We start from the raw sequence: 22735 nt of genomic DNA, 5'->3' as shown, positions 1-22735 counted from the left end.
GTGGAAAGCTATATTCTCCTTAAAACCGACCTGAATCGCTGGGTTGAGGCGATGCGTGAGCACTATCATGTCTTTGCTCCTTCCCGGGTTCATCAGGAAATTTTCTTTTCCCCGATTTCTTTCCTCCCGGAATTAGATCTCTTAACCGGAACTGCCATCCTTTCCTATCTACCTCCCAAGGATATTGTTTTTCCTCAGTCTGAGGTTATGTTTTCTTACTCTCAATCCGGAGAGGAATTCCAGTTGACGGTTCCAGAGGAAAAGCTTGGGGGGGCGGTGCTCTTAGGGATCAGACCTTGTGATACCACTGGAATCCATTGGATGGATAAATTCTATCAGGAAAACCTTAGTGATTTTTATTACTCCCGTCGCCGGAATAACCTCATTTTAGTGACGCTTGCCTGTAACCAGCCAGGTAAGAATTGTTTTTGTATCTGTTGCGAAGGTGGACCATTCCTTGACCCGGAGAGAGATGAATTTGATCTTCAGCTTGTTGACCTTGGAGAAAGTTATTTGGTGGAGGGTAAAAGTCCAAAAGGGAAAAAACTCATAGAGCTTAAGCCCGAGCTTTTTCGCAAGCCGGACCCATCAATCAAGAAAATTCGGGATCAGCTGGAGGAAGAATCCCGGCGAAGGTTCTTACCGGAACCTACCTCTTACATGAGCTTCGCCATCCGCCGGATAACTGAAAATTCAGTTCCCCCGGAAGTCTGGACCGAGCTGGGAGAGCGCTGCTTTGATGATGGTGGTTGTACCTTTGTCTGCCCATGTTGCAGTTGCTTTGGGGTTGGTTATCTCTCGGAAGAGGAAAAGGGATGCCATTATCGGTACTGGGACTCGTGTGATTATTCTGGTTTTACCCGGGAGGTTTCCGGCCATAATCCACGAGGGGAGAAAGGGGAAAGATTTAAGCGGAGGTTTTTCCATAAACTGAGTTACCAGTACATGAAAAAGGATGGAAGAATCGGCTGCGTGGGGTGCGGCCGATGCGTCACTGCCTGTCCCGGAGAGGTGGGAATGCCTGCGGTTGTCGAACGAATCCGAAGGTAGGGTCATACAACAAAGTATCATGGGAAATTTGAGTGAATAAGAATCGGGAAATGGAAAATATCTACTTACCTAATTTAGCGCGGATTAAAGATATTCAGAGCGAGACTTACGATACCAGGAGTTTTGAACTCGAGTTTGTGGATACCCAGATGAAAAAATCTTTTCAGTTTCGCCCCGGCCAGTTTATTGAGGTTTCAGTCCTGGGAATCGGAGAAGCACCTTTTGGCCTCGCTTCCAATCCAAATCATCCTGAAACCTTTCGCTTTACCGCTCGAGCAGTTGGCTCAGTTACTCATGCCCTGCATCAGCTAAAACCTGGGGATGTTGTTGGCGTGCGTGGTCCCTTTGGAAATGGCTTCCCTTTTGATGAAGTAAAGGGGAAAAATGTTCTCTTTGTGGGGGGAGGGATCGGTCTTCCACCTTTGTGTTCCCTGATCGAGCCGATGCTGGATGCTCGCAAGGAATTTGGGGACTTTCAGATTCTTTATGGTGCTCGAACCTCTGCTGACCTTGTCTACAAAGACCGGTTGAAGGAATGGGGAAAAATGTCTGAGGCCCGGTTTATGATGACCGTGGACGTAGGTGATCCTGATTGGACCGGAAATGTCGGGGTAGTAACGACTATTTTCCCAAAAGCTAATATCGTTAGCAAGAACACGGTGAGCTTTGTCTGTGGCCCGCCCATCATGATCCGCTTTGTTATCTTGGAGCTTTTAAGTATCGGTTTTGCCCCGGAGAATATTATCTCTACCCTGGAAAGGTATATGAAATGCGGGGTGGGAAAGTGCGGACACTGCGCTATCGGACACAAATACGTATGCCTCGATGGGCCAGTGTTTTCCTATAAAGAAATGATGAAACTACCAGAAAAAGTAGTGTGAAGGGAACAACAATCATGGTGACCTGGCTTTTCTTATTGTTACTATTTCCGCTCATTGGCGCCTTCCTATTCCTCACCGGGGTCCCCACTTACTTCCGTGAGAAAAGGGCGGGTTATCTGGCCTCTATCTGGGCTATTGCGACCTTAATTGCTGCCCTCGTCGTCATTGTAAAAAGCCTGGGACGACCCCCAGCCCTCTTTACCTTTGGGCAAATGCCCTGGCTCGAGACCGAGACCAGGCTGTTTGGTGCCATCCTTGACCCCCTCTCCCTGTTGATGTTGGCAGTCACCGTGATCATCGGTTTTCTGGTAGTGATATTTTCCAGTGAGTATTTAAGCAGTGAAAACCAGGAGCACCCGATTACTACCGGATGGATGCGCTATTTTGCATGGCTTTTACTTTTCATGTTCTCCATGATCGGGCTAGCCATCTCCCCAAATCTTCTTCAATTTTTGATCTTTTGGGAGCTAACCACCATCTGCTCTGCCGCCCTCATCTCTTTCCACGAAGATGAAGCAAGCTATCGGGCTGGGTTCAAGGCGCTTCTAATGACCCATGCGCCGGGTCTGTTTTTTATCATTGGCCTGGCTCTGGTTTTCGTTTATACCGGCAGCTTTGAGTTTGCCAGTATCGGTAAGCTTCCCGGAAACATCAAGGCTACGGTTTTGATCTTCTTGCTCCTGGCTGGCTGGGCCAAATCTGCCCAGGGGCCATTCTATACCTGGATCCCGGATGCGATGGTGGCCCCTACCCCAATCTCTGCCTATCTCCATGCCGCGGCAATGGTGACAGCCGGGGCCTTTTTGATTGCCCGGGTGTTTACCTCCGGCTTTGAGGTAAGCTATGGAATCGGTCTTCTCACCGCCGTCATCGCCATCTTGACCATGTATATTGGACTTTTCTTTTACTTCTTCCAGGATGATTTGAAAAGGCTCTTAGCTTATTCCACTATCACCAATGTCGGGTATATCTTCCTGGGCCTTGGCCTCGGGGTAATGGGATCGGTGGTGGGGCTAAGGGGTGGATTACTGCACCTTATCTGTCATGCCTTTGCCAAAACCATCCTCTTTCTAACGATAGGAGCGATCTCCTACGCTACGGGAACAAAGCTTATCTCCCGCTTATCCGGAGTCGCCCGGGGCTCCCCGTTTTTAGCCTTTACCTTTATCATCGGATTCCTGTCGGTAACCGGGATTCCACCATTCCCCTGTTTCTGGAGTAAGTTCTTTATCATTGTCGGAGCGTTTGCGCTCAAATCAACCTTGGGGATAATCTTGGGGGTTTTAATCTTGGGAGAGTCCGTAGGGGCTTTTATCTGGTTTATCATTGTAACTCAACGGGTCTTCTTTGGAAAAGAGGCCGAAGGGGCCATTCCCCTTCACTTCCCAAGGATCTTCACTATCGTTTTAGGCGGGTTAGTAATCTTGACCCTGTTAGCTCCTCTATTTGGAATACCGCTCTTGGAGGGAGTCAAATAGAAACTCTTCAGAAGCAACAAGGGATGAATTGTGATTTTTACTACGATTATTTAAGGGGTGAATAAGGTGTATATAGTAAACCTATTACTGGCCACTATCCTTATCAGTATGATCCTAATTGCCGTTGGCGCTCGCTCTCGTCGGTTCTGCGGAACTATCGGGGTCCTTTCAGTGGGTATCATTACCATAATTATTTTCTATGTGGCCTACCGGGTTTTTACCCTGGGACCTCAGACCCTTCCCGAGCCGCTCCTTGCGATCCCTTCTCTCGGGGCCAAGCTCTCAATAAGTGTAGATTACCTGAGCGCATTCTTTTTAGTCCTCATTGGTCTGGTCTCATTTTTGGGCACCCTTTATTCTTATCGCTATATGGAGATCTACCCTACCGAGAGCCCGGCCCGGTTTTACCACTGCTTGCTACTCTTTATTGTCGGGATGATCGGGGTTGTTTCAGTGTCTGATATGTTTTTCTTCTTTGTCTTCTGGGAGTTTATGACCCTCACCTCCTATTTTCTCGTAATCTATGAGAAGGAGGATCCGGTTGTTCTTCGAGCGGGACTGAAATACTTTATTATGACTCATATTGGAACTGCCGCCATGTTCATCGGGGCTATCCTCCTCCAGACGGAAGTTGGCTCTTTTGCCTTTTCCCGTTTACGGGAAGCAATGGGAGGAATGATTGAATCAAATCCTATCCAGCTCTCCGTTATCCTGTTCCTCTTCCTTTTGGGTTTTGGAACCAAGGCCGGCATGTACCCTCTTGGAACCTGGCTTCCCGATGCTCACCCCGCTGCTCCCTCCGGAGTATCGGCCATACTCTCCGGGGTGATGATCAAGATGGGGGTTTATGGATTCATTCGACTTTTCTTCTTTTTACTGCCCTTTTCAACCCATTCTGTAATCTGGGGGATGGTAATCGCTTTCTTTGGGGCATTTTCCTTATTTATGGGAACTATTTCTGCCCTCCTTCAGCACGATTCCAAGAGACTTTTAGCCTACTCCTCCATAGGTCAGATTGGATATATTCTTTTAGGAATTGGCACCGGCCTTGCTTTCCTCAAGATCAACCCTGTTCTTTCTGTGGTCGCTACCATGGCGGGAATCTACCATTTATTAAACCATGCCTGTTTTAAAGGTCTCCTTTTTCTGAATGCCGGGTCAATACTTTTTAAAACCGGAACCCGGGATTTAAATAAGTTAGGCGGACTTTATTCCCTTATGCCAGTCACCGCCTGGGTTACCTTAATTGCTTCCTTTTCGATTGCCGGGATACCTCCATTTAATGGATTTGTAAGTAAGTGGCTCATCTATCAAACCACCATTATTGGGGGGATCAGAATTCCCGTATTTATCTTTTTCGGACTTGTAGCAATCTTTATTAGTACGGTTACCTTAGCCGCTTTTATCAAATTTTTCAGCACCTCCTTTAGCGGGACTATCAGTAAAAAATTAGAGATGAGCCTCCGGCCCGGTTTTGACGTCCCATTTTCCATGCGGCTTTCCCAGAACATCCTTGCGGTTTTATGTCTCCTCCTCGGTCTTTTCCCCTGGATCCCTTTAAATTTCATTCGCATTGGCCTTACTGGTTCAGAATATGGAATCACCCTCCCACAGCTTGCGGATCTCTTTGGGACCTCGATCTTCGGCCTAACTCCGATCATCGGTGGCGTGCAAAGCGGAACCTGGCTTCCCATTACCGGCCTATTGGTCTTCGGAGGTTGTATTTTGTTGGCCTTTCTCCTTTCAAGGGCAGGGAGACCTGGGATGCGAACCGTTCCCCTCTGGAACTGTGGGGAAGTTTATGAAACTGATGAAATAAGGTACCGGGCAAAAAGCTTTTACCTCCCCTTGGTATCTCAATTTGAACGCTTAGTTTACCCTGAGTTTCCAACTATCCAGGTGAAACGGCCGCGGCGGATCTTTAAGGTATTGGATTTTGATCAGATTTTCTACTACCCCCTAGTTGATTTTGTGATGAGCTTTTCCCAGAAGTTTCGAAGAACCCATGTGGGTATTCCTCAAGCCTATCTGCTTTACCAGGTGATCGGGATTATCGTATTGGTGGCGATTATGCTTTGGTTAATAATGTAAGGTAATTAGTAAGGAGGGGAAAATGGCTTTTAAAACTGGCAGTGAATTGGTTGAGAACCTAAAAGTGAAATTCCCGACGGAAATCTTCTCCTATAGGGAACCGGTTCCCGAGAAGATTTACGTAGAAATCCGTCCTGAGGCGGTTCGATCCATAGCGGAATATCTTTTCCGGGGCTTAGGAGCCCGTTTTAATACCATTGTGGGAATTGACCGCCGCCCTACCCATCAGGACTTTCAAACCACCCATATCTTTTCTCTCGATCAAGACAAAATTTTCGTCTTACTCCAGGCTTCTTTAGATCGAGAGCAGCCTGAGATTGACTCGGTCACTCCGATTATTCCTGGAGCTAACTGGGCAGAACGGGAGATTCAGGATCTGGTAGGAATTAAGGTTAAGGGGCACATTGATCCCCGCCGCCTGGCTCTCCCCGATGACTGGCCGGAGAACCTTCATCCTCTAAGAAAAGATTTTGTCTATAACTTCCGGCCCGAACCGGTCGAGGGATTTGCTCCCAAACCGGTGGAACCCCCGGAGAATGCCACGGTAGTTCCCATCGGGCCTTTCTTCCCGGTTTTGGAGGAGCCGGCGGTCTTTCGAGTCTTCGTTGAAGGGGAGACGGTAGTGGGCTGTGATTATCGGGGCTTTTACAACCATCGGGGAATTGAAAAAATTGCCGATTCAGTCCTCACGTATAATCAAATCCCGTTCATAGCCGAGCGGATATGAGGGATATGAGGATATATACACAGTACGTGTTACTGTGAAGCAGTCGAAGAAGCCGCTCAAATTGAAGTTCCTCTCCGGGCCCGATACATTCGGAGTATCTTACTGGAGCTGGAGCGAATCCATTCTCATCCCCTCTGGCTGGGGATTGGGGGCCATGTCCTGGGATTTGATACCGTTCTCATGCAAACCTGGCGGATCCGTGAACCAGTGATGTGGCTTTGTGAACAGATTACCGGAAACCGGAAGACTTACGGCATGAATCTGATCGGGGGGGTGCGCCGGGATATTACTTCCGAACAGAAACCAAAAATCCTTGAAGTAGTTGATCGTATTGAAAAGGAATGGCTTGCGGTGATTGACGCCATCGGTGGAGATACCCCTCTCATGATGCGCCTTAAAGGGGTGGGAGTGCTAAAGCATTCGGATGCAGTAAATTACTGTGTTACCGGCCCGACGGCCCGGGGGTCAGGGGTTGCGATTGATTCCCGGGTTGATCATCCCTATTGTGCCTATGATTATCTGATTCCGGAAAAGAAGGTTCAAGAAGGGTGCGATAACCTGGCCCGCACCCTGGTTCGCTTAGAAGAGACGATAGAATCAATCCGCCTGGTCCGGCAGGGGATTAAGGAACTTCCGGAGGGCCCGATTATGGCTGAGATTCCCGAAGAAATCCCCCCGGGCCGGGAAGGTGTCCGGGTGGTGGAAGCCCCTCGGGGTGAGGCGATCCACTATGTTCTCACGGGGGAGAACAATCGTCCCTATCGTTGGAAAGTTCGAGCCCCTACCTATATGAACTTGGAATCGGTTCCGGTAATGATCCAGGGTATGGAACTTGCCGATGTCCCGATCGCTATCGCCAGTTACGACCCCTGCTTCTCCTGTACCGAGCGACTGGAGGTGGTGGACCGAAAAAGCGGTAAGATTCGGGTTTATACTAATGAAGAATTAATCACCCTCAGCCGAAAAAAAAGCGGTAGATAAAATGGTTAAAACGATTTCATTAGCAATTGTTAATCTGCTTTTGGTGATTCTGGTTGCTCCCTTTTTTGAAGGGGTGATTCGAAAACTTAAAGCTCTGGTCCACTCCCGGAAGGGCCCCCCATTCAGGCAACCCTATCTGGATCTTCTGAAGTTACTGGGAAAGGAAGATCTCAAGGTAACTGAAAATCCCATTTTTTCCCTGGCTCCGATCGTTACCTTCGGAAGCATCCTGATCGCCGCCCTCTTTACCCCGATGGGTACCACTCCTCCCTTAGGCTTTGCCGGGGATTTGATTGTGTTCGTATATTTCCTCACGTTGGCGTCAGTGGGGATAATGTTAGGAGGTGCTGCCACCGGTAGTCCTTATGGGGCAATAGGAATGGGACGGGAAATGATGTTGGCAATGGTGGTGGAGATCATTATCATTGGTAGTCTTATTGTCGGGGTTATCCACACCCAATCATTTGATTTAGGGAGAATCTCCGTCTGGTACCACGAAGCTGGCCCCAATCTTTCCATGATCGTTGCCGCCGTACCGTTTTTTCTAACTCTCCAGGTTCAACTTGGGAAGCTCCCCTTTGACATTCCGGATGCAGATCAAGAGATTATGGGAGGTCCATTTATGGAAGCCTCGGGTCCCAAGCTGGCTTTATATAAATGGAGCTACTTTGCCAAGCAGGTTATTTTGGCCTCCCTTTTCCTGGAGATATTTATCCCCTGGCCGAAAGTCGGGATCGTTCCCATTGACATCGTAATTAATTTAGTCAAGGTCTTTATCGTCATTGGTCTCGTTGGTCTTATTGATGCAGTTAATCCCCGAATTCGGGTGGATCAGGCAATTCGGTACTTTGTCGGAATTTGGGTAATCCTGATTTTTGCCCTGGCCTTTGCCCTGATCGGGGTTTAATAAGGGGAGAATGATGTTTAAGAGCAAACTCAAAGAAGCGATAATCTGCTTTAAGGCGGGCAGGGTGACGATGCCCTTTCCTTTAGGTCCAGAGTTACATCCACCTGGAGACGGGTTTCGGGGAAAGATAGAGGTTGATATGGAGAAGTGTATCGGCTGTGGGGGCTGTGCCAATGTTTGCCCGGCCCGCCTGATTGAGCTCAGTGATTCTGAAACTACTCGAATCATTGAGTATTTTCTTAAGCGCTGCACCTATTGCGGCCGGTGTGCTGAAGTCTGCCCGGAGGATGCCATTACCATGACCAGGGAATATCAATTGGCTACCAATGATAATAATGATCTCTATATTCGGAACGAGCTCTATATGGGCACCTGCGGCCGCTGCGGCCGCTGCTTTAAGCCCCAAAGTGCCTTAGATAAGATGATGGTAACCGGATTCAGGCAAAAGACCGAAGGAAAATAAGCGAAGAGCATAAACCGAATAGACCGTAACCGTCGGTAGCCAAAAAATAGAAGGACAAATTACCATGGAAGAGTTAGCCAAATTTATTTCCACCATAAGTCTCTCCCTCATCATCACCTCTTACCTCGTGATTGAGCTGAGAAATCTCCGGTATTCTGCCTATGCATATACCTTGCAGGCCCTCTTGATGTGCTCCCTCTTCGTGATCTTTGCTCAACAGAACCCGGGACTTTATTACTGGGCATTAACCGCCTTTATAACCAAAGTGGTGATTATCCCTTACCTTCTTTTGCGGTATATCCGGCGAACCACCAATGAAGAATTCCCACCCCTTATTGGTTACTTAGGGTCAATTATATTAATTAGTATCATTGTAGTAATCATCTACCGGGTCACTCATCAATACGTGGAGTTCATTGCCCCTACTCCCTCGGCTACCCAGGAGCCTTTCCGGACGAACTTAGCAGTGAGTTTGACCATTTTTATTATGGGACTTTACTGCATCCTGGTCCGGAGGGATGCCATCAAAACCGTTCATGGCTTACTCATTTTGGAAAATGGGGTTCACCTCTCGTTAGTGAGCCTGGCACCGCTTTTAAGAGAGACTGCCATTATCGGTATTGTTACGGACGTAGTAATTGCCGTATACCTTCTTCTCTATGTAATTTTCGGAGTGTACGAAAAATTCGGTTCCACTGATACCTTCCAACTTAAGGGCTTACGGTGGTAAGTGAAAAGGGTGAGGAGTTATGACTATGAATCTTGAGATACTGTATCTTTTTCTGGTGCCGGTCCTCACCGGGATTTTGATCTTTCTTTTTGGAAAGAAATCACGTTTCTTCAGTGAGGGCATTGCTATCTTGGGATCAGCTATTACGTTTGTGATATCATCCCATATTTTTCTTCTTACCACTAAGGGTGAGGTCCTGTCCATTTTCCAAGAAGAGTTAAGGATGGATGCCTTAGGAGGGTTGGTTGCCTGGTTAGTTACCTTCATCGGCCTAATTGCAGTCATTTACTCCATCCCCTATATGCGGAAAGAGATGGAAAAAGGCATAATCCGTGCCGAGCGGCTCCGCTCCTACTATGGCTGGCTTATGATTTTCTTAGCCTCAATGCTCTGGGCTACCACTACCAATAATATTATTCTTTTGTGGGTAATCATTGAGGCTACCACGCTCGCCTCGATAATCCTGGTTGCCTTCTACTGGAACCGGGATGCCTTAGAAGCTGGATATAAATATGCCATGCTCCTTACCGTGGGAATCACCTTTGCCCTCTTTGGCTGCGTTTTCCTTTATGTGGGCTCCTCTCCCCATATCCCGAGTGGGCTCGACCCGTTAAAGATCACAGAAATTGCCAAAGTAGCAGGCAAAATTCCCAAGAGCATTGCCCTCCTTTCGGTTATCCTTTTATTAGTAGGCTTTGGAACCAAGGCCGGGATCGTTCCCTTTCATACCTGGCTGCCCGATGCCCATGCCGAAGCCCCCACCCCAATAAGTGCCCTTCTTTCGGGGGTGATGATTAAGGTGGGCGCTTATGCACTTGCCCGTACTGTGACAGCTTTCTTCCCCGTATACCATGATATAAATTTATTTATCGTTATACTGGGTGTTGTTACTATGTTAGTGGGAATATTTATGGCTTTAATGCAGGATGATTTAAAGCGACTGTTAGCTTATCATAGTGTTAGTCAAATGGGCTATATTATTGTGGGCTTAGGGGTAGGAACTTATCTGGGGGTTTATGGAGGACTTTTTCATCTGTTAAATCACACCATTTTTAAAGCCCTGCTCTTCTTGTGTGTGGGTGCAGTAGCATCTGTGACAGGTACTCGCCTAATACACAATTTAGGAGGGATAGGGAGAAAGATGCCTATTACAGCCCTTTGTTTTTTTGTGGGTGCTTTTGCCATAGGTGGTTTGCCACTCTTTAATGGATTTATGAGCAAATTTACTATATTCTTAGCCTGTGCCAAGGCCGGGATGCTCTGGGCTACCTTGTTAGCTATCTTAACCAGCATATTAACTTTGTTCTGCTTACTACATGCTGCTTATTGTGTATTTATGGGAAAGGCTATAGAAGCCACTAACCCCATCAATAAAGAAATCAAAGAGGTATCAGCTTTAATGTGGGGAGGAATGTTGCTTCTGGCCTTCCTCTGCCTTTTGATTGGTGTTTATCCCCAGATTGTATATCCAATCTTAAATGAGGCTACCAAGGCGGTTTTCTCAATGATGCCGATGCCATAATGGAGGTACAATGCTTAAGAAACTTTGTGAGAAGGCCTTTACAAAATCATTATGGGTTTATCATGTAAACACTGGTGCCTGTAACGGGTGCGACATTGAGGTAATCAATGTCTTGACCCCTTATTACGATGCCGAACGTTTTGGGATAAAGCTGGTTGGTTCTCCCCGCCATGCTGACGTGCTTTTAGTCTCGGGGCCGGTGACCCGACAGGTGGCCCCTGCCCTCCGCAGGCTTTATGAAGCGGTACCCAGCCCCAAGTTGGTATTTGCCATTGGAAGTTGCCCGAGCGGGGGGGGTATGTGGTTTGATAGCTATGCTACCCTGGGTGGTCTGGATAAAGTCCTACCGGTTAACTTTTTTATCCCCGGCTGCCCACCCCGACCAGAGGCGATTCTCTATGGGGTAGCAGTGGCTCTGGGCCTTGCCCCTAAAAAAGTAGCTCCCATCACGATGACCCAGGCTCATCCCGAAGAAATTCTCCAAAGAATCGAACAATCCCAAGGGGTAAGTGATGAAAAAAAATAAGGTCATTCGATTTCTTGTTTGTACACTAATTATCTATTGTACTTTGGCAGGGTTAGGTTGTGAGCCCTCCCCTAAGTCCCGAGGAAAGGCGGAAATCCTCTTTTCACCGGCGCCCTTTTCCGTTCCTATGATAGAAGCCAGGTTGATTTTTCTGAAGGACTACTTAACTAAAGAAACCGGCTGGAAGATAGAGATGAGGGTAAGTCCTTCGGATATTGACTCGTTCCTTAAAATGGTTGAAGCTGAAAAAATAGCATTTTCCCTGCAAAACGCCTATTTCTATCTTGTCCTGGCGGAGAAAAAAGGAGCAGTTCCCATTGTGAAAACGATTTCCCTTGATGGTCGGACCGAACGCCGGGGATTGATTGTATGCCGAGACGATAGCCGGGTAAAATCGCTTACCGATTTGAAAGGCAAACAAGTTCTCTCAACTTCCCGTTTTAGCGTAGGTGGATTTCTATCCCAATGGATCTTTCTCAAAGAACAGGGGCTTGATCCCGAGCGAGATCTCATATACAAATTTGGAGACACCCAGGAGGAAATCTTAGAAAAGGTGGCCTCGGGTCGGGCTGAAGTAGGCTTTATTCGGGAAGATGTACTTCAGGCCGCAATCAAGACTAGAGGGCAGATGCTCAGAGTCAAGGTAATTGCTACCACGTCATATTGCCCAACTACTTGTATTGTTAAATACCCGGGTACCGATCCTGATCTGGTAGAGAAAGTTAAAACCGCTTTGCTCAAGTTGAATTTTAAGAATCCTTCCCATCGCTTTATTCTCGAACGTCTTAGGATTTCTGGCTTTGCCCCAGCCTCCCCAGAAGACTACACTGATTTCCGGAATTTATTGATCTCTTATGGGCTTCTTCCCGGCGGGTCAGTTCCTCCTCAGAAAATAACTCAAAGCCAGTGAAGGCTTTCTTGAAAACCTGGCACAACTGAGCTAAAATCCAGGGGAACCTCTGGAGAAATAGGCGATTAATGAAAAGCAAGGTAGGTTCTCTACCGAATTTGGAATCTCTGACAGCATTCCTTCATCCTCGTTTCCAGGGCCGGGTGGCAATCATCGGGATAGGCAATCGGTTCTGGGGGGATGATGGAGCCGGACCAGAACTCATAACCAGCCTCAAGGAAAAATGGGAAACCTGGGAACTTGAGTCAAGTTCCCGGGCACAACGGCTCTTTGTAGATGCCGGCGAATGTCCGGAGGACTGGTTTATCCGAATCTTAGACCTTAAACCGGAGGTGATCATTGTGGTTGATGCCGTTGATCTTCGGGCCGAACCGGGTAGTGTTGCTATCCTCAAACCTGAATCACTCCCGGAATCTTTCTGCTTCTCCACCCATCGTTTCTCCTTAAAAAGTCTCCTCGAGCTCTGGGAAAAAAATGGAAGTGAAACCTTGGTTCTGGCGATTCAACCGGAGACTCTTGGATTTGGCCAGGGGCTTTCCTACCGGGTGGGAGAAAGCATTGATCACCTCGTTGGGCTTTTAGCTCCACCACACACAGTTATGTCTTCATTTCCTAACCCTGCCCCGCCCCCTCTCCGCCACGGGGAGAGTTAAACTTCTGTAAAGAATAACCATTCTCTCTCCCCCAGGCGGGAAGAGGGGGCTTCAGGGCAGAAGGTGTTGATTTTTCATCATTACAGCCGCCTGAGGGGCTATAGCCTTTGGTAAAAAAAATGAATAACGCCGGAACGTATAGCAACGTCAGTCGGTCCTCCATTAAGGTCAGGGGGGTAGTACAGGGGGTGGGATTTCGTCCCTTTGTTTATAATCTGGCTCGCAGATATGGGCTCAAGGGATGGGTATGTAACTCTTCTGGTGGGGTGGTGATAGAAGTAGAAGGTCATGGCCGGGATCTTAAGGGATTCGTGAGTGAATTTACAAAAAGGCCGCCGGTTCTCGCCCGTATAGAAAAGATCGAGGTTCGGGACAATCTTGCCCTTCAGGGGTATGGAAGGTTTGAGATAAGAGAAAGCCTCAGGGAAGAAGACCAGTTTGTCCCTGTCTCCTCTGATTGCTCTATCTGTGAAGAGTGCCTGGAGGAGCTGTTCCATCCTAATGACAGAAGGTACCGCTATCCTTTTATTAACTGCACAAACTGTGGTCCCAGGTTTACCATTACCAGGGATATCCCGTATGACAGGGATAATACCACGATGGTGGAATTTACCATGTGCCGGCCATGCCAGAGAGAATATGAAGACCCGGCAAACAGGAGATTCCATGCCCAGCCGAATGCCTGTCCGGTATGTGGACCCCAGATTGCCCTTCTTGACCGTAGAGGAGCAAAGGTGGATTGTCCCGACATCATCGCGGAGGTCAGGGATCTGATCCTCGGTGGCTTTACTATTGCCATAAAGGGGATCGGGGGGTATCATCTTGCCTGTGATGCCACAAACTCTTTTGCGGTGGCAAGGCTGAGGGGCAGAAAATATCGGGAGGACAAACCGTTTGCCCTCATGGCAGAGGGAGTCGAGGCCGTAAAGTTCTTCTGCCATCTGGAACGAGATGAGGAAACCTTACTGCTCAGTCCTGCCAGGCCAATAGTCCTTTTAAAAAGGAGGGGAGATGTACATCTTATTGCAGAAGAGGTGGCACCGAACAATAGATACTTAGGGGTGGTGCTCCCCTATTCTCCCCTCCACTATCTTATTCTAAGAAAAGTAAAGAGACCCCTCGTAATGACAAGTGGTAATATATCGGATGAACCCATCGCTTACCAGGATGCCGATGCCCGGTTGAGACTGGCCAAGATTGCCGACTATTTTTTGCTCCATAACAGGAAAATTCACCAGCGGGTAGATGATTCCGTAACCCGGATATTTGCCAGCGCCCCCATGATGATAAGGAGGTCAAGGGGGTATGTCCCCCTGCCCATCACCCTCCCCCTCTCCGGAAGAGAGGTGCTGGCCTGTGGAGGACAGTTAAAAAATACCTTCTGCCTGACGAAAGGAAATCAGGCCTTTTTGGGCCCCCATATAGGAGATTTAGATAACATGGCAACCCTCCGTTCGCTGGAGGAAGGGGTAGAACATTTTAAAAGGCTCTTCCGCTTAAGGCCGGAGGTAATCTGCCACGACCTCCATCCGGATTACCTCTCCACCAGATACGCCTTGGAGCAGGAGGGAGAAAAGATAGGGGTGCAACACCACCATGCCCACCTTGCCTCCTGCCTGGGGGAGAATGGTATAAGGGCCAAGACGATGGGAGTGATATTTGACGGTTCAGGCTACGGGGAGGATGACTGCATATGGGGTGGCGAGTTTCTTACGGGTGATCTCGGTTCTTTTGAAAGAATGGCGCACTTAGAGTATGTAGCGATGCCGGGAGGAGAACAGGCAATTAAAGAACCTTACCGGATGGCCTTTTCCTATCTCCTGGAAAGTTTTGGTGATGATGCATTTGAAGTGGTGGAATGGCTTAACTTGGGATGGAATCTCAGCAAACTCCGTGTTTTCAAGCAGATTATAGAAAGGGGAATAAATTCTCCCCTCACATCGAGTATGGGGAGGCTCTTTGATACCATAGCGGCTCTCCTCGGCATCAGGGAGAGGGTGAACTACGAGGGGCAGGCGGCAATAGAACTGGAGATGAGAGCCTCTGATGGGGAGGCGGGAGAATACCCCTTTGAGCTTTCAGATACCGTACCCTTAAAAATAGGGGTAAAGGGCGTCATTAGAGGAATAGTCGCTGACCTGAGAGCGGGAAGAGCAAAAGGTTTCATCGCGGCACATTTTCATCGTACCATCTCCACTGTTATCGTTGAGGTATGCCGCCGGATAAAAGAAAAAACAGATGTAAACACAGTAGCTTTGAGCGGCGGGGTCTTTCAGAATATCAGGTTGCTGAGCCTGTCAGCGGAGAGATTAAAGGAAAACGGGTTTTTGGTACTCACCCATCGCCTTGTTCCACCTAATGATGGCGGTATTTCCCTTGGGCAGGCCTGTGTTGCCCTGGAGAGGTTAAAGTAGGTAAGGGCTTTGCGAATCAAGTTCCTCGGCACTCAAGATCTTTTTTCGACCATGCATCATCTCGCTTCGCTGCGATGGCAGAGCCCCCCTCCCCGAAAAAATCTCTAATTCGTGCCTTCGGAACCTGATTCTCCAGTTATGTAGAGGTTTCTTAAACATGTGTCTTGGCATTCCGGCCAGAGTTGAGGAGATTCGGGGACAGAGTGGTACAGTATCTCTCGGGAACGTAAGGATCGAGGTAAACCTGAGCCTTCTGGCCAATGGTCTTGCCGTGGGTGACTATGTCCTGGTGCATGCCGGTTTTGCCATTGTCAGGTTTGACGAAGGGGAGGCCAGGGAAACCATCTCCCTCATAAAGGAGATGATGGGCGATGAAGTACGTTGATGAGTTCAAAGATCGGAACCTATGTCTGGCCCTAATAAAAGAAATGGAATCCCTCTTAGGGGCCTCTCGGGTAAGTATCATGGAGGTCTGTGGAACCCATACGATGGCCATCTTCCGGGAAGGCCTGAGGAGCCTTCTTCCTCCAGCGGTAAGACTACTTTCCGGTCCGGGCTGTCCGGTATGTGTTACCCCCACGGCTTACCTAAATAAGGCCATCGCCCTGTCTGCAGGAGAGGGGGTGATCATTGCCACATTTGGTGATATGATGCGTGTTCCTAGTTCAAGCTCATCGCTGGAGAGGCAAAGGGCGGCAGGGAAGAAGATAGCAGTGGTTTATTCCCCCCTCGAAGCCCTGGCAATTGCCGCAAATAATCCGGATAAGAAGGTGGTATTTCTTGCCGTCGGTTTTGAGACCACAGCCCCCACTCTCGCCGTAACGGCAATAGAGGCGAGGAAAAGGGGGATTGCAAATTTCTATCTCTTTTCGGGGCATAAGAGGATTCCGCCGGCTCTCGCATCGCTGGCAAGAGACGGTGATTTGAGGGTTGACGGCTTTATCCTGCCGGGTCATGTGAGTGCGATAATTGGTGTCAAACCTTACCTCTTCCTCGCCGAAAAATACGGTCTTTCCTCAGTGATATGCGGGTTCGAACCACTCGACATTCTTCAGGGAATCTGCATGATCCTTCGCCAGCTCAAGGAGGGGAGGGCAGATGTTGAAATCCAGTACAGCAGAGTGGTAAAGAAAGATGGAAACGCTGAGGCAATGGCCCTTTTGCACCAAGTCTTTGTGGAGACAGACAGCGAATGGAGGGGACTCGGACCGATAGCGGAATCGGGCTATGACTTAAGGGAGGAGTATGGGGAACTTGATGCCAATCGGGTGTTTTCCCCCCGACTGGATCGGGGGGAGATGGTCTCCGTGGAGAGTAATGGCTGTATCTGCGGAGAGATATTGAAGGGGCTTAAGATCCCGAATCAATGTCACCATTTCGGCAAAGATTGTACCCCCTCTTCTCCTGTCGGGCCTTGCATGGTAAGCAGTGAGGGAACCTGTGCCGCCTATTACAAGTATGGATGAAAAGATCCTCCTCGCTCATGGGAGCGGGGGAAGACTGTCCCACAAGCTCATTGATGAGGTGTTCCTCCGGGATTTTGACAATCCAATCCTTTTGGAAAAGGATGACGGAGCAATTGTGGAAATAGGAGGGGAGAAGCTCGCCTTCACCACCGACTCCTATGTGGTAAAACCGATCTTTTTCCCGGGGGGAGACATCGGAAGACTATCTGTGTGGGGAACAGTAAATGACCTTGCCGTCATGGGGGCAGAACCTTTCTATATCTCCTGCGGTTTAATCATAGAGGAGGGATTGGAACGAGAAATTCTCGAAAGGATAACCTCTTCCATGGCGGAAGCGGCCCGGATAGCCAACGTACTTGTAGTTACCGGTGATACGAAGGTGGTCGAGAGGGGTGGGGCGGATAAGATCTACATCAACACTGCCGGTGTGGGGAGGGTGAAGAGGGACCTTTCGCTAAAGAGGATTGAGCCGGGAGACAGAATCATCCTTTCGGGAAGTATCGGGGAACATGAAGTTGCGGTACTTTTAGCGAGGGGAGAATTACCTTTCCATTCTCAGACGGTAACTGATCTGGCCCCCCTAAACCGGCTCGTGTCTGAGATTCTTGATGTAGATGGTGTAAAATTTATCAGGGATCCCACCAGGGGCGGACTGGCCACCACCTTGAATGAGATCGCCCAGGGAAGAAACCTGGGGATCATGGTGGAAGAGGAAAAGATAAAAGTTTCGGAGGGGGTAAAGGCGGTCTGTGAGCTCCTCGGTCTTGACCCTTTTTACCTTGCCAATGAGGGGAAGATGGTGGTAGTGGTGAAAGGTGATTGCACCGGTGAAGTGGTGAAAAAGATGAGGGAAAATCCCCTCGGCAGGGAAACGGAGATCATAGGAGAGGTGGTAGGGGATTTAAACGGCAGGGTATATCTCAGGACAAGGGTTGGTGGTACAAGGATCCTGGATATGCTGACAGGAGATCAACTGCCCAGGATATGTTAATCCAAAATGAGAAGTTTAAAGTGAGCTAAAATGCCTAAAGTGAATTTTTTAACTTCCAACTTTAAGTACTTCAAACTTTAATTCACTTTAGGCACTTTAAACTTAAGGAGGTGATTTGAAATGGAAGGCGCCAAGATTCTAGTTATAGATGACGATCCCGATATTGTAGAGGTTCTGAAAATAACACTGGAGGCTAATTCTCATCAGGTATCTGCGGCAAACAGCGGCAGTGAGGGTCTGGCAAAGGTTAAAGAGATAAAACCCGACCTGATTATCCTTGATGTGATGATGGATACCATCACGGAGGGGTTTCAGGTCTCTTATCAACTTCGCAGTCCAGATCCCCGATCGGAGTATGCGGAATATGCAAAGATACCGATACTGATGCTCACCGGAGTTGGACAAAAGATGAAGATGAAATTCTCTCCCGAGACAGATGCTGAATACCTTCCGGTAGATGATTTTATGGAAAAGCCGATACAAACTCCCATGCTGCTGGAGAAGGTGAGAAAGCTCCTCAAAGGCAGGCCTTAGGATTTTTTTAATATGGGCCAGAACAATTTTTCCCTCCTCCCGGTGGAGGAGGAACTAAGGGAACGTATATCCTGGCTTATCAGATTAAGGTGGATTGCTCTTGCCGGTATATTGGTTTCCGTCTGGGCTACCAGGCACCTCCTTCATGCTCTCCTCCCTGAAAAGGAGATCTACCTGGTATGCCTTGCTATCCTTCTCTACAATGCCCTCTTCCTTTTTTATCTCAGAAGAATTGAAAAGGGTGATTCATCACACAGTGTCTTTTCTCGCTTTGCCACCATTCAGATACTCACAGACTGGGTCGCCCTTACCCTCTTGATTCACTATACGGGAGGGATAGAAAGCCCCGTAATTCTCTATTTTTTCTTTCATGTCCTTATCTCTTTCGTTCTGCTGCCACCGAGGATCTTCTATATCCAGGCCAGCATAGCGGTATTTTTGTTGGGAGCGGTGGCTATCCTCGAATACCATGAAATCATCGGGCACATCACCTTAAGGGGGTTCATTACCCACTCCAATTACCGGAATCCCCTGTACGTTTCGGGTGTCCTCTTCTTTTTCGCCACTGCCCTCTATGTGTCTACCTACCTTTCCACCTCGATCATGAAAAGGTTAAGGGACAGGGACAGGAGATTGATCACCCTGCAAAATGCGTTAAAAAACGCCTACCAGCGGATGCAGACCCTCTATGACCTGAGTAGAAATATCTCCTCAACCCTGGAGCTAAAAGAGGTGTTGGGACGACTTGCCCAAAATGCCACGGAGGTAATGAATGCCAAAGGGTGTTCGGTGAGGCTCTGGGATAAAACCCACAGTAGATTAGAGTTGGGCGCTGCTTACGGTTTAAGCAAGGAATACCTAGAAAAGGGTCCAGTGGATGCCGACAAGAGTCTCATCGAAGCCCTTAAAGGTAAGCCGGTTTCTGTTGCGGATGTGACCAAAGATACCCGGGTTCAGTACCATGAGGAGGCAAAGAGAGAGGGGATAGCCTCCATGATCGGCGCTCCCCTCGTTTTCAAGGAGAAAATTATCGGGACGTTGAGGATCCACATGGCCAGTCCCCATGATTTCAGTGAAGAAGAAAAGGAATTTGTCTCTGCCATTGCCAGCACCGTGGGTATAGCCATTGCGAATGCCATGGCCTATAAAAAACTACTGGAGTTTGATGAGGCAAGGTCGAGGTTTATGATGATTGTGGCCCATGAAATGAGGGCTCCGGTCACGGCTATCCAGGGCATATTGAGAACCGTCCTTGACGGCTATCTGGGAGAACTTTCACCGAAACAGAGGGAACTTCTCAGTCGGGCCGAGGTACGAACCCATTCCTTCCTTGTCCTGATAAACGACCTCCTCGCATTAGGAGCCGATGAGACGGAGGAGGTGAAGGACAAGGTGACTCCAACCTCCATAGACGAGGCCTTGAGAAAGGTCCTCGGACTTTTAGAGGTAAAGTCAAAGGAGAAAAATATAAGTGTTGAGGTTGAGGCGCCGGAAATTTTTCCGGTAATCAGGGAAATTGAGGGTGATATGGAAAAGCTCTTCACCAATTTGATCGGAAATGCGGTTAAATATACCCCTCCTGGTGGTAAGGTCTGGGTAAGGATCGGAGTAGAGGATAAATTGGTGAAGATCGTGGTATCCGATACGGGGATCGGGATTTCCTCCGAGGATCTTCCCCATGTATTCGAGGAATTCTATCGGGCGAAAAATGCCAGGGAGCTGATAAGGGAGGGAACTGGTCTCGGCCTTACTATCGTAAAGCGGATTGTTGATCGTTATAATGGTAGGATTTCCGTGGATAGCAAACCCAACGAGGGAACGACATTTACCGTCCTGCTTCCCGGGAACAAGGTTAAAATAAAGTAGTCAAGATTTTCTATCCCACGGCAACGGTTAGCGCGGCAGGTAGCACCGAGAAGTTTGCTGGCGCCTCCCCTACAAGCTCGCCATCTACCTGAAGGAGCATCCTCTCTTCTGCCTTCACCTCGATGTTCCTCGCCCGACACACCATGACCATGGGGTGGGTGACATGGGTTCCTCTATAGAGGCGGGGGAAGTTCCACAATAGCCGCATCTTGCCCATATCTGCCACTGTCACCACATCGAGCAGCCCATCACAGGGATCGGCATCAGGAACAATCTTCATCCTCCCGCCGAAGTAGCACCCGTTGTTGACCACGATAAGGAAGACTCGTTCCCGCCACTTTTCGCCATCAATATTTAAGACCACATTCCTGCCATGATAGGTGATGATGGTGGTAAGAAATCCCAGTACAAAGGGAATAATGGTACACCTCTTGATGGTGAACCGCCTTGTCCTTTTGACTACAGCGGCATCAAGACCCAGGCCTGCGGTATTGATATAGAACCGCCGTATCCCTCGATTACCGCTCACATATTCCACAACGCCGAGATCAATAGTGAGTCTCTTCGGGTTGGCGAGAAGACGGCATGCATCGGCATAATGCGACGGGATGCCCAGTGTACGTACTACGTCACCACCGGTTCCGGTGCTGATGATGCCCAGCATCGCTCTACCCTTGCCCCCCTCGTCCACCAGGCCGTTGATTACTTCGTTCACCGTGCCATCGCCGCCTACAGCGATCACAAGCTCATAACATTTATCAGCCGCCTCCTTCGCCAGCTCGATGCCATGTCCCACCCCTTCGGTGAAGCTATGGTCGAAGGAAAGGCCAGCGTCTTTAAGCAGCTTGCTGATCCGGGGCCACCATTTTCCGGTACGCCCACCCCTGGCGAAGGGATTTATAATTACTTTGGCATAAGACATCGCGCTAACCTCAGGATTCACTCGATGCCGGGTGGTGTGGGGGCTGGGGAAGAAAAACCCCCGGCTACCCGATTAAGCTCATATAGGTCTTTCCTTTTTAATGGTCGCTGTCCCTCTTTTTATCTATCCTAAATCCCTTCCAACGACTCACTTATCTGATTGTGAGAGGTGGGATATCTGTAACGGGTAGATTGAAGACCCTCACTTGCATTGTCAATGGTACTTGAGATGTCCATACCTCCAAGATATAGTCCCCCGGAGGTACGTTGTATAGAAAATAGAACCCTTTAGGGGTTGTATAGGCAGGAGTGGATCGGCCCATTTGAGGCGAGAAAAGAGTTACCGCCACTTGAGCAGCAGGATAAAATCCGTACGGTGTCCAGCGATTTACCCGCCCCCGTACGGTTTGTGCGTTTGCAACTGGAGTAAAAATGACTATGGCGAACAAGATCAGACAAAATAGGATGCATTTAGTTGCTTTCATCTGCTGCCCCCCGTAGGTAGTGGATCCAACTCGATTTGGTTGTCAATAATCCGCTTTTTGGCTTTGTCATCTGACACTATCTTGTAGGGCTTTCCTCCAAATGTAGGTTGTTGATCGCCTAACGGAATTGTCTGAGGAAGGTAGCCATCATGGTTAATGACAATAACAGGAAATTCGAGATTGTCGTTTTGCCCGCGCTTGACTGGCACATCAAGATCAAATCGTCCATCGGGGTAAAGGATGATAGTTGGTGGTTGCACACTAAAGTCTTTATGAAGAAGTTTATCCCGCGGATCGTTATTCTTCAACGTAACTTTTCCAGTAACTGACCACACTTCATAGCGGGCGGGCTGCTGTCGCGAGGATATAAGACCGACAACAACAATCAAAACAAGAAAATAACCTCCGAAAGAACCAGTAAGCTGGATGTTTAGACCTTTGAAGGGGCCGGAAATAGTTGTGCGTGCTGGGAGGGTCTTGTACAAGACGTATGCTGGGATGATTGGTAGCAGCACCGCTATGCACAGCAGAAGGGCAAATTCAAGCCATGGGACTGTTAAACTTGATATCATATATCACTCCTTTAAATATTTTTTCCCGCTAACGAAAAACTCACCTGCCGCCAACAATGCGGAGCACTGAACCTTGAAAAACCATTTACTTTAATGCGGGGCAGAGCATTTCAAAAACCGCCACGCTGTTGGCGGTCAGGTGCAGTGCCTGGTTCGCCGAAGTTCTATTTAATTGCTTCAGCCAATTGAATATTGCTACGAAGCAGTTGATTAGCCACTGATGAAAAATCTGTGCCTTTTTTGTTCGCTATGTCCTCGATAAAGGCGAAGACTTCATCGTCAAGGTAGATTGGCAAATTCAGTTTGGCATCTGGGTGGTAAAACTTTCCTCTTTCCCCTTTTGAAAAATCATATTCTTCTTTCATAGATTACCCTCCATACAACTTACTTTCTTTTCTTGTCGCCTTGCGACTTGAAAATATCCGAATGGACACTGCTTCTTTGTTTTCTTCCTGAAAAGTGTGACATACAATCAGCAACCTCCCTGTCTTTGAAATTCCCATCGTTATCCATCATGAGTGTCCAAAACACGAAACAAAATATCGTCAAAACATAAGTGAATACGAG

Annotated in this window: 22 protein-coding genes; 19 read left to right on the top strand and 3 right to left on the bottom strand. The window is 48.4% G+C overall.

Annotated features, from left to right (window positions below; translation table 11 throughout):
• The 19 genes from QMD03_06305 to QMD03_06215 all read left to right on the top strand — a co-directional run bounded on the left by QMD03_06305 (position 1) and on the right by QMD03_06215 (position 20190).
• Positions 1-1050 (top strand): 4Fe-4S dicluster domain-containing protein, encoded by a 1050-nt coding sequence (locus QMD03_06305; GenBank protein MDI6776840.1) that lies wholly within the window; start codon positions 1-3, stop codon positions 1048-1050.
• A gap of 32 nt (positions 1051-1082) precedes the next feature.
• Positions 1083-1931 carry an FAD/NAD(P)-binding protein gene (locus tag QMD03_06300; GenBank protein MDI6776839.1) on the top strand — a complete coding sequence of 283 codons (849 nt, stop codon included), beginning with the start codon at positions 1083-1085 and terminating at the stop codon, positions 1929-1931.
• Complete coding sequence (locus QMD03_06295) at positions 1928-3409, top strand: hydrogenase 4 subunit D (protein ID MDI6776838.1); 1482 nt, start codon at positions 1928-1930, stop codon at positions 3407-3409. Before QMD03_06300 ends, QMD03_06295 begins: the two co-directional genes overlap by 4 nt.
• A 66-nt stretch (positions 3410-3475) precedes the next feature.
• On the top strand, positions 3476-5500 hold the full coding sequence (locus QMD03_06290; protein ID MDI6776837.1) for a proton-conducting transporter membrane subunit: 2025 nt from the start codon (positions 3476-3478) through the stop codon (positions 5498-5500).
• A 22-nt stretch (positions 5501-5522) separates the two neighbouring features.
• The gene (locus tag QMD03_06285) at positions 5523-6227 is read left to right on the top strand and encodes an NADH-quinone oxidoreductase subunit C (protein MDI6776836.1); all 705 of its coding nucleotides are present in this window, start codon (positions 5523-5525) and stop codon (positions 6225-6227) included.
• Positions 6228-6386: 159 nt separating this feature from the next.
• Positions 6387-7208 carry a hypothetical protein gene (locus tag QMD03_06280; protein MDI6776835.1) on the top strand — a complete coding sequence of 274 codons (822 nt, stop codon included), beginning with the start codon at positions 6387-6389 and terminating at the stop codon, positions 7206-7208.
• Between the two features lies 1 nt (position 7209).
• Entirely contained in the window at positions 7210-8115 is a 906-nt protein-coding gene (locus QMD03_06275) for an NADH-quinone oxidoreductase subunit H (GenBank protein MDI6776834.1), read from the top strand.
• A 10-nt stretch (positions 8116-8125) separates the two neighbouring features.
• A complete protein-coding gene (locus QMD03_06270) occupies positions 8126-8578 on the top strand; it encodes a 4Fe-4S dicluster domain-containing protein (GenBank protein ID MDI6776833.1) in 453 nt (150 codons plus the stop codon).
• A gap of 64 nt (positions 8579-8642) precedes the next feature.
• On the top strand, positions 8643-9308 hold the full coding sequence (gene hyfE, locus QMD03_06265; GenBank protein MDI6776832.1) for a hydrogenase 4 membrane subunit: 666 nt from the start codon (positions 8643-8645) through the stop codon (positions 9306-9308).
• Between the two features lie 25 nt (positions 9309-9333).
• Positions 9334-10830, top strand: coding sequence for a proton-conducting transporter membrane subunit (locus QMD03_06260; protein MDI6776831.1), 1497 nt, complete (start codon positions 9334-9336; stop codon positions 10828-10830).
• Between the two features lie 10 nt (positions 10831-10840).
• On the top strand, positions 10841-11356 hold the full coding sequence (locus tag QMD03_06255) for an NADH-quinone oxidoreductase subunit B family protein (protein MDI6776830.1): 516 nt from the start codon (positions 10841-10843) through the stop codon (positions 11354-11356).
• Positions 11343-12266, top strand: a complete 924-nt coding sequence (locus QMD03_06250) for a phosphate/phosphite/phosphonate ABC transporter substrate-binding protein (protein MDI6776829.1) — start codon at positions 11343-11345, stop codon at positions 12264-12266. Before QMD03_06255 ends, QMD03_06250 begins: the two co-directional genes overlap by 14 nt.
• 68 nt (positions 12267-12334) lie before the next feature.
• Positions 12335-12919 (top strand): hydrogenase maturation protease, encoded by a 585-nt coding sequence (locus tag QMD03_06245; protein ID MDI6776828.1) that lies wholly within the window; start codon positions 12335-12337, stop codon positions 12917-12919.
• Between the two features lie 107 nt (positions 12920-13026).
• Positions 13027-15333, top strand: a complete 2307-nt coding sequence (gene hypF / locus QMD03_06240) for a carbamoyltransferase HypF (protein MDI6776827.1) — start codon at positions 13027-13029, stop codon at positions 15331-15333.
• Between the two features lie 157 nt (positions 15334-15490).
• Positions 15491-15718 carry a HypC/HybG/HupF family hydrogenase formation chaperone gene (locus tag QMD03_06235; protein ID MDI6776826.1) on the top strand — a complete coding sequence of 76 codons (228 nt, stop codon included), beginning with the start codon at positions 15491-15493 and terminating at the stop codon, positions 15716-15718.
• Positions 15705-16799 carry a hydrogenase formation protein HypD gene (gene hypD / locus QMD03_06230; GenBank protein ID MDI6776825.1) on the top strand — a complete coding sequence of 365 codons (1095 nt, stop codon included), beginning with the start codon at positions 15705-15707 and terminating at the stop codon, positions 16797-16799. Before QMD03_06235 ends, hypD begins: the two co-directional genes overlap by 14 nt.
• The gene (gene hypE, locus QMD03_06225; GenBank protein MDI6776824.1) at positions 16774-17790 is read left to right on the top strand and encodes a hydrogenase expression/formation protein HypE; all 1017 of its coding nucleotides are present in this window, start codon (positions 16774-16776) and stop codon (positions 17788-17790) included. The genes hypD and hypE overlap by 26 nt, the downstream gene beginning before the upstream one ends.
• A 120-nt stretch (positions 17791-17910) precedes the next feature.
• Positions 17911-18324, top strand: a complete 414-nt coding sequence (locus QMD03_06220) for a response regulator (GenBank protein MDI6776823.1) — start codon at positions 17911-17913, stop codon at positions 18322-18324.
• A gap of 12 nt (positions 18325-18336) precedes the next feature.
• Entirely contained in the window at positions 18337-20190 is a 1854-nt protein-coding gene (locus QMD03_06215) for a GAF domain-containing sensor histidine kinase (GenBank protein ID MDI6776822.1), read from the top strand.
• A 10-nt stretch (positions 20191-20200) separates the two neighbouring features.
• Here QMD03_06215 and QMD03_06210 read toward each other — a convergent pair whose 3' ends face one another.
• The 3 genes from QMD03_06210 to QMD03_06200 all read right to left on the bottom strand — a co-directional run bounded on the left by QMD03_06210 (position 20201) and on the right by QMD03_06200 (position 22533).
• Positions 20201-21112 carry a diacylglycerol kinase family lipid kinase gene (locus QMD03_06210; protein ID MDI6776821.1) on the bottom strand — a complete coding sequence of 304 codons (912 nt, stop codon included), beginning with the start codon at positions 21110-21112 and terminating at the stop codon, positions 20201-20203.
• Between the two features lie 480 nt (positions 21113-21592).
• Entirely contained in the window at positions 21593-22168 is a 576-nt protein-coding gene (locus tag QMD03_06205) for a hypothetical protein (GenBank protein MDI6776820.1), read from the bottom strand.
• A gap of 164 nt (positions 22169-22332) precedes the next feature.
• Entirely contained in the window at positions 22333-22533 is a 201-nt protein-coding gene (locus QMD03_06200; protein ID MDI6776819.1) for a hypothetical protein, read from the bottom strand.
• Positions 22534-22735: the final 202 nt, after the last annotated feature.

Source organism: Syntrophales bacterium, from assembly GCA_030018935.1.
GTDB lineage: Bacteria > Desulfobacterota > Syntrophia > Syntrophales > CG2-30-49-12 > CG2-30-49-12.
The sequence above is the reverse complement of the archived record's forward strand: the minus strand, read 5'-3'. Positions and strand labels throughout refer to the sequence as shown.